The organism is Alkalihalobacillus bogoriensis ATCC BAA-922 (genome assembly GCF_000621445.1).
Classification (GTDB): Bacteria; Bacillota; Bacilli; order Bacillales; family Bacillaceae_F; genus Bacillus_AO; species Bacillus_AO bogoriense.
Genome location: NZ_JHYI01000010.1, coordinates 101,349 through 114,497, shown reverse-complemented (window position 1 = coordinate 114,497; position 13,149 = coordinate 101,349). Strand labels below are relative to the sequence as shown.

8 protein-coding genes are annotated in these 13,149 nt (G+C 37.3%); all 8 read right to left on the bottom strand.

Annotated elements, in window-relative coordinates:
- Nucleotides 1-39: 39 nt before the first annotated feature.
- A complete protein-coding gene (locus T323_RS0102770; protein WP_308417639.1) occupies nucleotides 40-462 on the bottom strand; it encodes a MarR family winged helix-turn-helix transcriptional regulator in 423 nt (140 codons plus the stop codon).
- 118 nt (nucleotides 463-580) lie between these two features.
- Nucleotides 581-4,012 carry a carbohydrate binding domain-containing protein gene (locus T323_RS27755; RefSeq protein WP_051556325.1) on the bottom strand — a complete coding sequence of 1,144 codons (3,432 nt, stop codon included), beginning with the start codon at nucleotides 4,010-4,012 and terminating at the stop codon, nucleotides 581-583.
- A 311-nt stretch (nucleotides 4,013-4,323) separates the two neighbouring features.
- Nucleotides 4,324-4,656 (bottom strand): hypothetical protein, encoded by a 333-nt coding sequence (locus T323_RS0102760; RefSeq protein WP_026671917.1) that lies wholly within the window; start codon nucleotides 4,654-4,656, stop codon nucleotides 4,324-4,326.
- Between the two features lie 334 nt (nucleotides 4,657-4,990).
- Nucleotides 4,991-7,423 carry a DNA topoisomerase IV subunit A gene (gene parC / locus T323_RS0102755; RefSeq protein WP_026671916.1) on the bottom strand — a complete coding sequence of 811 codons (2,433 nt, stop codon included), beginning with the start codon at nucleotides 7,421-7,423 and terminating at the stop codon, nucleotides 4,991-4,993.
- A gap of 3 nt (nucleotides 7,424-7,426) precedes the next feature.
- Entirely contained in the window at nucleotides 7,427-9,400 is a 1,974-nt protein-coding gene (gene parE / locus T323_RS0102750) for a DNA topoisomerase IV subunit B (protein WP_026671915.1), read from the bottom strand.
- 239 nt (nucleotides 9,401-9,639) lie between these two features.
- On the bottom strand, nucleotides 9,640-10,053 hold the full coding sequence (locus tag T323_RS0102745; RefSeq protein WP_026671914.1) for a CoA-binding protein: 414 nt from the start codon (nucleotides 10,051-10,053) through the stop codon (nucleotides 9,640-9,642).
- A 230-nt stretch (nucleotides 10,054-10,283) separates the two neighbouring features.
- Nucleotides 10,284-10,883, bottom strand: a complete 600-nt coding sequence (locus T323_RS25780; RefSeq protein ID WP_051556324.1) for a hypothetical protein — start codon at nucleotides 10,881-10,883, stop codon at nucleotides 10,284-10,286.
- Nucleotides 10,884-11,128: 245 nt separating this feature from the next.
- Nucleotides 11,129-12,859 (bottom strand): glycosyl hydrolase family 18 protein, encoded by a 1,731-nt coding sequence (locus tag T323_RS0102735; RefSeq protein WP_026671913.1) that lies wholly within the window; start codon nucleotides 12,857-12,859, stop codon nucleotides 11,129-11,131.
- Nucleotides 12,860-13,149: the final 290 nt, after the last annotated feature.

The window sequence follows — 13,149 nt, the reverse complement described above, 5'->3', positions numbered from 1 at the left end:
AATTAATAGTTGATATAGCAACTATTATAAATAAAAATACTAATCTAGGTTATAACTTATTTTTGTAAGTAACCGATCTAATTCTTCCAGTTCTTTTTTTGTAAATCCACCACTCACTAATTCATTAAACTGTTCAGCGACTGGAATTACTTTTTTACCTAGGTCCTCCCCTTTTTCGGTGACAAATAACTTAATCGAACGCTTGTCATGAGGACAGGCTTGTCTTGTAATAAAACCTTTTTGTTCGAGATTAGAAGCCATTCTTGCAATATTCGTTTTATCTTTATTTAATTTTGCTGCGATTTGAGACTGAGTAAGGCCGTCTTGCTCCCACAACAACATCATAATTAAGTTTTGTTCTGGTGCAATATTAAACGGTTCCAACTTAGCTTTAATGTAACCGGTTAATTTCAAATCAACTTTATGTAGTTTAATGCTAATATATTCCTGCAAAGACAGCATCTTCATCCCTCACAAATAGTTGCTATACATACCATTTCATCTCCATGTTACTTAGTTTTCATCTTTTTGTCAAATATAATCTTAAGCCTCCTCGAAATGAGGAGGCGGTTTGTTTCAGTTATTTCGGTGTTCCGTCTACGATTCGACCAGAGGATAGTGTGTAAACACCTGTCCCAAATTGATAGTTTCGACCTTGGTTATTATCCCATTGACCACTTCCATTATTAAAAACAGCCGTAAGACCATTTTGCGAACCTACATCGATCGTTACAACAGAATAGCCTGTGTATTCAGAAGAGCGCTGCATTCTGACACCAGGAGACTGTGTCCATTGACCACCGTTGATAGCATAATGAATATGCGGATTCGACCATCCTGTTTGGTAATAAATTAGAGTGAACTGATTCGAAGGTTCGCCTTCACTAATTTTACCGTTCATTACGGTGAATGTTCCTAAACCAAACGTATAATCCTGTCCTTGATTATTATCCCATTGACCATGACCATTATTAAAGGCAGCGACGATTCCTTCAGCATCACCTACATTAATTGTAATTTTTGAAAATCCAGGCTTATCAGAAGGAGACAAAGCTTCTCCAGGCGGTGTCGTCCACGTTCCTCCCACTCGTTTATAATGAATGTAAGGAGACTCAAATCCATTATAATAGATAGTCACTTCATTTTCTCCCATGTTTGTTCCTTTTGTCGTGAACGAAATTTTTTCACTTCGATTTGATTCCCCAATCGAATTAAAAGCCGTTACGTAAAAAGAATAGTCTGTTTCCGAAGTGAGATCTTCTAGTGTAATCGATTCGTTTGTTGTTTCTTGTACAACATTATTATCTTCATCATATAACCGGTAGCCTTCGACAGCACCACTTACAGCATCCCATGAAATAATCGCGGTTGCGGCAGTGACCTCATGAACGGTTATATTCCTAGGGGAGGCAGGTTTTGTTGGCTCTTCTGGATTTTGATTATGCCAAGAGCCGTCATACCATCCTTCTTTATCACGGAAAAACCCTGGTTGACTTTGACCTGGTGTTTGATTTCCTTGATTGTCTTTAAAAATAACAAAGGCTTCTTCAACACCACTAATGGTATACTTATACCAATCCCCACCAGTATGTTTCATATTCGGAGCGTTGGCCCATGTTGGTTCAGTTACAGTTGGATTTGTACCATAGTAATATAATTGTGGTTCGCCCCAAGAAGATGGTTTTTTGAAGTGAATCGTTAACCCTTCAATTTTTGTATACGTATACTGTTCTTCTGTTTCACCGTATCCGTTTTGACCCCAAAGCCTTAATGTTATCTCATCTCCATGAATGGCATCCTCACCGATAACAATGGTTTCCCCATCCTCAAATGAAATACCGTCATCCTTTGGATTACTACCATCAATACTATAATAAGCATCCGTTGTATTTGTTGACTTTAATTTGATTTCAACAGACTCTGTTGTGAATGTTCCACCAGGAGGCGTCGCTGAAACGCTTACATATGGTGGTGTTTTTGTAAATGTATATTCTTCTGTTGCAATTCCTAGTTCATTTTCAGCAAATAATTTCAATGTGAGTGATTCATCAACAGCTAAATCAGAACCAATGGAAATCACATCTCCGTCAGAAAAGGCAATCCCTTCTCCTCTTGCGTCAGAACCATCAATCGTATAATAACCTTGTTCCGCTCCAGAAACCGTTAATTCCACATCAATTTCCTCTGCATCAAATTCCCCACCACCTGGATTTGCAGAAAGAATCGGAAGTTCAGATTGAAGCTCTTCTATTAAAATAACTCCGTTAGCGTGTGCTTCAAATGTTACTTGACCATTTGAAACAGTTGCTGTTTGCCCTGTATAAAAGTCCCGTAATTCCACTCCGTTAGCGAATACAGACGAGACATCAATTGTAGTAGAACCATTTGCACCTACAGAAACAACGACTCGATCTTCATCATGTACACGACTAAATGTATATGGACTGCTTCCGATTTGTTGGTGTTTTCCTGCTCCTATCGAAACATGATTATTACGAAATTGCCCCATCTTTTGCCAATGTTCAAGAACTTGTTCATTAACCGAATCCCAATTCATTGAAGAACGGGTACCTTGATGAGAATCAGAGCCTGTTGGACCAAACGGACGAGCTGTTTCATCTCCATAAAATACTTGAACGGCCCCAGGTAACAACATTAAATATGTTCCACCATCAAGGAGACGATTTCTAGGATACAACATCGTATCATGTTGCGATATATAACTTAATACATTAAATGTAGGGTCAGTATTTATTTCGCGCGCATAACGAGAAAACGTTGATTCCATTGTCGCTAAACTATATGCTGGACCATTGCCATGTTCACCTTGGAATGTAAAGTTGATGACAGAATCAAAACCGTTATCAAAGTATGAACTTCTTCCTACACCGTGGCCCCATACTTCTGCAACCATCCAAAAGTCATCATCCCAATTTGCACCCGGTTTATCTGGATTGTTGTCTCTCCATGTCCAGAGCGCTTCATTTGCGGCTTGTTTCAATTGGTCCCAACGATCCATTTCAACATGCTTGGCCGTATCGACACGGAATCCATCTATACCAAATTCTTCCACCCAAGCGGATAGCCATTTTACAATGTAATCAGCAGGAGCAATCCCTAAGTCTTGTCGTAAATCGCTAGCAGCAGGTACAATCCAATTGTCAAATCCACTTGACTCTTGTTGCCATTTTGTTTGCAATAATGGAGGTAAGCCGATACTATGAGTTAACTCGGTACGGAAGTCAGGTAAACCAGCTAAACACATTGTAATTTCACTGTTACCACATTTCTCGTACCCACCAATATCAGCTCTAATCCAATCTCCCCACCAATTTCTCCATGCATTCGCATTATTATAATCAATTTGTTCATGGTGGCTATGCCAAGTTTGGCCTTGTCCAGGTGTCCAAGATGAATTTAATTGTTGCGTACCAAATCCGTATTGCTCCATATCTTTTAATGTATTGTAGCCAGGATGGTTCATTACAACATCAAGGACAACTCGGATTCCATTTTCATGTGCGGTATCAACAAATTCTCGCATTTCTTCTACAGTTCCCATGTTTTGGTCCACTGTCGTGTAATCAAGGGCATAATACCCATGAAAAGCATAATGGGCAAAATCACCATCTGACCCACCGCCAACCCATCCGTGTATTTGCTCATACGGTGCGGTAATCCAAATCGCATTAATCCCTAAATCGGTAAAATATCCTTCATTTAATTTGTCAGTTAACCCTTGAAGGTCACCACCATGGAATGTCCCTATATTTTGCCCCCATGCATCTTGTTGTGGCCTGCCATATGAATTGTTGTTTGAAGGATTGCCATCGTAAAAACGATCCGTCATCGCAAAATACACAGTAGCATTATCCCAAGTAAAATTGTCTGATTGTTCTGCTGCTTGTACAGAAGAAAGATTACTTGGTTGTACATAAGGCATTATTGATGAAACAACTAAAACCAATACAAAAAACAAACACATTGACACTCGATTTTTTACAACGTTCATTTCTCATCCCCATTTCTTTTTTTGCGCAATCGCTTGCACTGTTGGTTAAAAAAAATTCCTTTTTTTCACCCCTTCCTTTAAAACAAGGTAGTTTACATGATGAAAACGTTTTCGCAAACTACTATAACATATTTTTCTGCTATTTTTTTAAATATTGTAAAAATTCATTCTATTGAACTGTGTTTTTTCCATTTTTTTTAAGCAAAACGACTACTATTGATAAAATAGGATTAGTAATAAATATAGAACATCTTATATATATTTCCACAAAGAAAAATCCCAACTCAACATGAATTGGGAAGGATTCATAATTAATTTGTACGTTCAGAGTGCTCTTCTGACTCAATTTGTTCATACCAGTTATCAAGCACTTTTGCATCTAACACTTTATCTTCAATATATCCAACTTGTTTCTCTAAAAAGGCTGCTTTCCATTCGATTCCTAATTCATCAGCAAGAGTTATGATCGTAAGCAATTCTTGCCACGCTACATATCGTTTGTACCAGAAAAATTGAGGTTGCTCGCTCATATACGGATACAAATTATCAAATTCTGTATGTTTACAATCAATCGTTCGTTCAAATTGAACTTTTGCCTCTGACACCTTTGTATTAAAAAACTGTTGTAATTTTTCCAGTTCCAACTCTTCTCCCACCTTTTCCGAGATCTTTTTTCTATCTTTCTCTAATAATTTACCATATCGTTTGAAAGGATTCAAAGGAAGTTTTTCTAATCTATTGCCAATAATATGAACTTTACTTAGTTAACATAATAAAATTATAGCGATTGTTAGTTAAAGATATGTAGTCTGCTATTTCACTAAAAACTCGTCTTGAAATGGACTATCGGACATATGTTCAGCTATTTGATGAATTTTGTAACTGATTCTCTTGATATATCATATTTAGTGGAATACTTGTATGCATGAATAAGAGCTGTCAAGAAAACCTCGACAGCCCAAATGCTAAAATTGTTTATTATTCGTCTTTATTTTGAATCTTCCGACGTAGTCCTATAACTTCCCCATCTTTAGCAGCATCTAAAATAAAGGAGCCGTTACTATAACGGTCACTTTTCTTCAACTCAAACGGAACTACTGTTTCCTCAGTTTGTGTTTTAGTATCAATGACAAACGTATCTTTTTCATGAACAAGTTCAAATCCAACGATACGATGTGGGTTTGATTTTAATTCACGTAACATAATTAACCCACGCTTTGCTCTTGTTGATTTATCAAACTCTGTAATTGACATTTTCTTGGCCGCACCACGTTGAGTAAGAACAAATAAATTCACATCATCATCAAGACTAAAAGAATGGCCATTAACAACAAAATCTTCAGCCTTTAAATTAATGCCTTTAACACCAGCTGCTCGCTGACCGACCACATTAATTTCTTCTTCACTAAACCATAATCCATAACCCGTATGTGTTGCTAAAATAATCTCACTGTTTCCAGACGTTCTGATGACATTGACAACTTCATCATCTTCTTTCACTTTTACAGCCACTAAAGGTTTGGTAAACCGCTGTGCTTTGTAAAGCGAAAGCTGTGACCGTTTGACCATGCCATATTTTGTAATGAAAAGCAAAAACTCATTATCACTAAACTCTGAGACCGTCATAGCTGAAAGGATTTCATCATCACGATCAATACTAACTAAGTTCGCTACATGTTGCCCATTGTCTTTCCACCGTATATCAGGTAGTTGATGCACAGGCAAATGTAGGTAGTTTCCTTGTTTCGTAAAGACTAATAATGTATCCGTTGTATTTGTTTCAAATTGACCAAGGAGATAATCATCTTCTTTCATTCCTGGGTCTTCTCCATTTGAAGCGGTAAACGAGCGAATACTCGTTCGTTTTACATAGCCGTCTTTTGTAACAGATACAATAACATCTTCAGATGGAACAAGAACCTCTAAATTAATTTTGATTTCTTCAATCTCATCTTCAATGACAGTTCTTCGCTCATCAGCAAAACGCTTTTTAATATCCAGTAATTCTTTTTTAATCACTTTAATTAAAATGGCTTCACTTTGTAAAATAGCTTCTAACTCTTGAATTTTCTTCTTTAATTCATCCGCTTCTTGTTGCAGTGTTGTAATATCAGTATTTGTTAAGCGGTATAACTGTAAGGTGACGATCGCCTCTGCTTGCGCTTCAGTGAAATCAAATTTATTGATGAGGTTGTTTTTTGCATCGCGCTTATCATTTGAGGCGCGAATGGTTTCAATCACCTCGTCTAAAATCGAAATCGCTTTAATAAGACCCTCGACAATATGTTCACGTTCTTTCGCTTTACGGAGTTCATATTCCGTTCGTTTTGTCACGACTTCTTTACGATGACCTACATAAGCCTCTAACAGCTTTTTAATGCCGACAAGTTGTGGTGTCCGATTTAAAATCGCAACCATATTAAAGCTATATGTGACTTGAAGGTCTGTATTTTTATATAAATAATTTAAAATCGCGTTTGCATCAGCTTCTTTTTTAAGTTCCACAACAATTCTTAACCCTGTACGGTCCGTATCATCACGAACTTCTGCAATGCCATCTACTTTTTTATCAAAACGTAATTCATCCATCTTTTTCACAAGATTCGCTTTAACAATTTCATATGGAATTTCAGTAATAATAATTTGTTGTCTTCCACCTTTGATGTCTTCGATTTCTGCTTTCGCTCGGAGTACAACTTTTCCTTTTCCTGTTTCATACGCTTGTCGAATACCATCAATCCCTTGCGCAATGCCACCGGTTGGGAAGTCTGGACCTTTTACATATTTCATAATATCTGAAACCGTACAGTCTGGCTTCTCCATTTGTAAAATGGCCGCATCAATGACTTCACCTAAATGATGTGGGGGAATATCTGTCGCATAACCAGCGGAAATCCCTGTTGAACCATTGACAAGTAAATTCGGAAACATCGCAGGAAGAACAACAGGTTCATTTTGTGTATCATCAAAATTCGGTATAAACTCAACCGTTTCTTTATCAATATCTCGGAGTAATTCAGAAGAAATCGCTGATAACCGTGCCTCTGTATAACGCATCGCTGCTGGTGGGTCACCATCAATCGAACCATTGTTCCCATGCATTTCAATTAAGACATTCCGAACTTTCCAATCTTGACTCATTCGAATCATAGCTTCATAAACAGAAGAATCACCATGTGGATGGTAATTACCGATAACATTACCGACTGTTTTTGCGGCTTTACGGAATGGCTTGTCCGCGACATTTCCGTCGCTAAACATGGCATATAATATTCTCCGTTGTACAGGCTTTAACCCATCCCGAGCATCTGGAAGTGCTCGGTCTTGGATAATGTATTTACTATAGCGACCAAAACGATCACCAATGACTTCTTCTAAAGGAAGATCTAAGTAACGTTCTGACTGTGTCATGTATTATTCCTCCTCCGTTACGATTAGATTTTCGTTTTCAAGAATATTGGAGTCTTCTTCCAACCCAAACGCTACATGTGATTCAATCCATTTACGTCTAGGTTCAACCTTATCTCCCATAAGAGTAGAGACTCGTCTTTCTGCTCTTGCAATATCGTCTATTTTCACACGAATAAGCGTTCTTGTTTCTGGATCCATTGTCGTTTCCCACAATTGGGTCGCATTCATTTCACCAAGACCTTTGTAGCGTTGCAATGTATAGCCTTTCCCAACTTTATTAATCGCTTCTTGAAGGCCACGTTCATCCCATGCATATTCAATAATTTCTTTTTTCCCTGATCCTTTACTAATTTTATAAAGAGGTGGTAAGGCAATATACACTTTCCCCGCTTCAATTAACGGTTTCATATACCGATAAAAGAAGGTTAGCAACAATACTTGAATATGTGCTCCATCTGTATCTGCATCTGTCATGATAACGACTTTATCATAATTGATATCTTCAATGGTAAAATCAGCACCTACCCCGGCACCAATCGCATGAATAATCGTACGAATTTCTTCGTTTTTCATAATATCATCGATTTTTGCTTTTTCGGTATTGATGACTTTTCCTCGAAGCGGTAAAACCGCTTGGAATTTCCGGTCACGACCTTGTTTTGCTGACCCACCTGCTGAGTCACCCTCAACTAAATAAAGTTCATTACGACTCGGATTTTTCGATTGAGCAGGTGTTAGTTTTCCACTTAATAACACATCTTTTCGTTTGTTTTTCTTGCCACTTCGCGCTTCTTCCCTTGCTTTTCTTGCCGCTTCTCTCGCTTGTGCGGCTTTAACTGCCTTTTTAATTAGCATCGCGCTCATGTCTGGATTTTCTTCAAAAAAGAAGCTCAACTTTTCAGAGACAATCGCATCAACAGCAGATCTTGCTTCTGGTGTCCCAAGTTTCCCTTTTGTTTGGCCTTCAAACTGAAGTTTTTCTTCTGGTACACGTACCGAAACAATCGCTGTAAATCCTTCACGAATGTCTGATCCGTCTAAATTTTTATCTTTATCTTTTAACAGTTTAATTTTCCTTGCATACTCATTCACCGCTCGTGTAACTGCAGATTTTGCACCTGATTCATGAGTACCACCATCTTTTGTACGGACATTATTAACAAAAGATAGTACGTTTTCCGTGTAACCATCATTCCATTGGAAAGCAAACTCCATCTCAATTCCATTTTGTTCCCCGCTTAAAGAAACAACTGGATGAAGGGTTTCTTTATCTTCATTCAAATAATCAACAAATGCTTCGATTCCGGTTTCAAAACAGAAAGATTCTTGTTGTTCTTTATCTTTTCGTTTATCGACCAACTCAATTTCTAATCCTTTTAATAAAAACGCCGCTTCACGAAGCCGTTCTGATAATGTTTCAAAATTATACGTTGTCACACTAAAAATTGACGGGTCTGGTTTAAAATGAAGGGTAGTTCCTGTTTTTCGACTGTTTCCCGTTACCTCAAGTGTTGTAACAGGCTTTCCACCTTGTTCAAAACGTTGCTTATATACTTTTCCATCTCGTTTGATTTCAACGACGAGCCATTCAGACAATGCATTAACAACGGAAGCACCTACACCATGTAATCCTCCACTTGTCGCATATCCCCCTTGTCCGAACTTCCCACCAGCATGTAACACCGTTAAAATTACTTCCGGTGTCGGTTTTCCTGTACTATGCATTCCCGTAGGCATACCACGGCCTTGGTCAGATACACTAATGCTGTTATCATTATGTATAGTGACAGTTATATGATTGCCATGACCTGCTAATGCTTCATCAACGGCATTATCGACAATTTCATAGACGAGGTGATGTAAACCACGACTATCAGTTGAACCAATATACATCCCCGGGCGCTTTCTAACCGCCTCAAGTCCCTCTAATACTTGAATCGCATCATCATTGTAGTCGAATGTTTGTTTTGTAGCCAAAATTGCGACTCCTTTCCCTAACGTTTAATTATCTAATCACGTTTTTCTCTCTACATCGCTTCTTTTACATTTTATCTTTATATTTCGATTTAGCAACCGTTTTTTCGTCAAACTTTAAAATTAGGCATTTTTAACAACAGAGCTTTTAACCAAATAATTCAGAAAGCAAAGCCATATTTTATCATAAATCATTGACGAAAAAAGTCCTTAACATGAAGATATGCTAAGGACAAAGTTCATTATTTAGTCATTGCATGTTCAACTTTTATACAACGGTCCATAATTGTTTTAATCCCATGCTCCTGTAAGTACGCATATGCTTCTTCATTTTCTAATCCGAGTTGCGCCCAATACACATCTGCTTTAATCGTTACAGTGTCTTTTGCAACTTCGAGTAAATGTTCACTTTTTCTGAATACATTTACAATATCGACATGTCCGTCGATTTCTTGAAGGGTTTTGACAGCTTTTACTCCTAAAACTTCGTCAACACTTGGGTTTACAGGAATAATTTCGTAACCTGCATTTTGCATTGCTTCTGAAACCATATAAGACGTACGATCAGGATTAGCCGACAATCCAACAACCGCTATTCGCTTCGCTTTTTTTAAGATATCTTTAATTTCTTCTCTAGATGGATTTTCAATCGTCATCTTCTTTTCCTCCTATAACAACAATCGTTCTATTTTACTAACATTCAACAAGAGACTGTGAATTCCCTTCTTTTCCTTTACCATTTTACACTGAACATTCCGTTTTTGTTCTACCTAGTTTTATCCGATGTCACTAGAAACTAAACATTTCGATTGCATTATTCAAAATTTGGCACTATTGACAAATAAATAAGAAGCTGTTGACAGTGGCGTCAACAGCTTCCCTGTGATTATTGGTAAGATTGATAGTCGCTTGACTGGTTATTCTGGTTCTGACCCATTTGAGACTGTCCCTGTTGTTGAGTTTGTTGCAACTGTTGTAATTGTTGTTGTTGCTGTTGTTGTTGCTGTTGTTGTTGTTGCAACTGTTGTTGAGATTGGTTAATTTGTTGCGTCATTTGATTTAACACGTTGAAAGACTGTAGCGTTTGACCAACATTTCCAAGCATTTGTGTCGCTTGTTGGATCGATTGTTGAAGTTGCTGGAAAGTTTTTTGTTGTTGTTGTTGCGCTTGTGAACTAAATTGTTGCATTTGCTGTAAAAGTTGATTTGCTTGTTGCGGATTTTGCATTTGCATTGAAGAGCTTTGGTTATTGTTCATTTGAGAAGATTGTAACTGATTTAAAGTGGATTGCATCGTCTCTAAATGATTTTTCAATGGATATAACTCTTCACCAATTTCCTCATCAACTTCTTCAGCAGCTTCACGTTCAATTAGTTCTTCATAGTCTCTTTCCATAGCAAATTCCTCCTTAAATTGGTCTCCGTAATTTCGTGATAATTCTTCTGCAACAAAAACCGGTTCTGGTTCAGAACGAGTTCTAGCCAAGAAACTTACCCCTACAACCACAGCGATAAGCAGAAAGAGTAGGAAGATTAACATCCCATTAATGGTAATGCACCTCCTTTGTCTGCTTAATGTCTCGACCCTAAATGGGAAGACGAAACTTATTATGATCCCCAGAGCATGTTTCTATTTTGAAAATACAGTACCAATTTTTCGCAAAATGAACAGCTCCAATTACATCACGGATTTATAGCAATTGAAAAAAATAACCAAAGCCAGCGCCTTGGTTATTTCTCCGTCTCCTTTTCATTTGACAGAAGGGAAGCGAGATGTTCCCATGCTGCGTCATTTGCGAAATTTCGAGCCCAACTTGCTACTCCAGGCAAATCATATTGTTCCATTATGTTTACGCGTTCTTCAATGGAATGGAAGTCCTCAAGCCACAGTTTATACGTAATTCCTTCTTCCTTATCATAATATTCAGCATAATTTTGTTTGCTTGACTCATCATAATTATAAGAAATGTTGTGCTCTTTCAGCCATGCAGCCGTTTGGTCCATGGATAGTGCCCGAGAAGAAACTTCAATATTGCCACCATCCGTTTCTTCTTCTTGCCAAAGCCGTGCATAAAATGGGATACCTAATATTAATTTTTCATTTGGAATTTCTTCAAGAATCCTGTTTGTGTTACGGTCTACCCAAGGAATACTTGCAACACTTCCTGCTACAGGGGAACTTGCCCAATGTTCGTCATACGCCATGACAATCATGTAATCAACAATTTCCGATAACGCCTCACGATTATAAAACATTGACCACATTTCACTCGTTGAAATAAATGTAATATCCATGGAAACGATGAGTCCAAGTTGATGAAGGTACGGTGTGATTTCTCTCATAAATTGGGTAACGAGTTCACCATCTTGTAAATATACATTTTCAAAATCAAAATTAATGCCATCCAGTTCATACATTTGACTGTATTGCAGCAGTTGACGGATAATCGTCTGTCTCGTTTCAAAATCTTTAAGCGCTTCATGAGTTAAATCAGGGTCAAAATCATTAGAAAATAAGGCCCATACTTGTTTATCATTGTTTTTTGCCCATTTCGTATATTCTAATGTACCAAGGTTTGACACATCGCCTTTTTCATTTTTTAATTTAAACCATGTCGGTGACACAACATTAACCCCTTGTAAATCAGGCAATTGATCAGGGGTTGGTGTTTTTGTATAAATCGCTTCCCACGTTAAATTAATTGGCTTTTCAATTAAAGGTTTTTCCTGTTGTTCACGAGGCTCAATCTCAACAACAATTTCTTTTTCCTCTAAAGATTCAATATGCTTATTTAAGATAAATCCGCCATCACCATTCATTTTTCTTACAAAAGCATATTTATCCTCTTCATGTTCCAGAAATACCGTTTCTCCGGCTTTAACTTCCGCTGTAAATGGAGTCCGTAAACTCAAACCTGTTCGAAGTCTAGACTCACTTATAGAAAGCCCGTCTTTTATTTGACCAGATGTCACCATATCCCCATCAGCAAATAAAAACACAGTTTCAGGTTGTTCTACGATTACAGAAAAGGGATAAACCGATTGCAATGGCTCTAGATTTATATAAGATTTTCCATTTTCAGAAACTACCGTAGGAACTTCAAACGTAAATGGTTCTTCATTAATAAATATTTCTAATTCTTCTTCTGGTATTTGAACGACATTTTCTCGTGTTGTAATAATAATCGATTCACTTTTTTCATCAAAAAGAAGCGCTGAATCAATCTCTGCTTTTATAAACTCTACCGAAATATATGGTGTATTCTCTTTCATTAGTATCATATTTTCATAGATTTCACCCTTATAAATTAAACGGTTTTCTGTCTGTGTCAGAAACACTTGCTCTGAAGAAGGAAGTAAAAAATACACAACAGCAACTACTGGTATAAGGAGAATAATAAGACCTCGGAATATCCAAGTTATTTTGCGTGTTCTTGATGTTTTTTTTGTTTGATTTGACATAATTCACCCTCCTTTATTCATCATACAGGAGAATGCGAGTCGATTCATGTGAAAAATTATAGAAAAACGTCAAATCAGAATTCTAATTTTTTATATGATTTTCAATGAAGGTCATGATTCTTCTTTTACCACGTACGCGTCAACCCAAAGTATCAAGTACTTCATCTAGTAATTCTTCTTCATTTTCATTATAATCGTACAAAAGGTTATCCGCCTCACCTAAAGGCTGTGCCTGACCATATTAAAACTAATTTGTTTTCTCAACTGATGTTTGTTCAGTATAGCTAACT

Bases quoted from the DNA above. Each gene is read 5' to 3' on its own strand.
- T323_RS0102770 (WP_308417639.1), bottom strand. From the start codon at position 462: ATGCTGTCTTTGCAGGAATATATTAGCATTAAACTACATAAAGTTGAT.
- T323_RS27755 (WP_051556325.1), bottom strand. From the start codon at position 4,012: ATGAACGTTGTAAAAAATCGAGTGTCAATGTGTTTGTTTTTTGTATTG.
- parC (WP_026671916.1), bottom strand. From the start codon at position 7,423: ATGACACAGTCAGAACGTTACTTAGATCTTCCTTTAGAAGAAGTCATT.
- T323_RS0102745 (WP_026671914.1), bottom strand. From the start codon at position 10,053: ATGACGATTGAAAATCCATCTAGAGAAGAAATTAAAGATATCTTAAAA.
- T323_RS0102735 (WP_026671913.1), bottom strand. From the start codon at position 12,859: ATGTCAAATCAAACAAAAAAAACATCAAGAACACGCAAAATAACTTGG.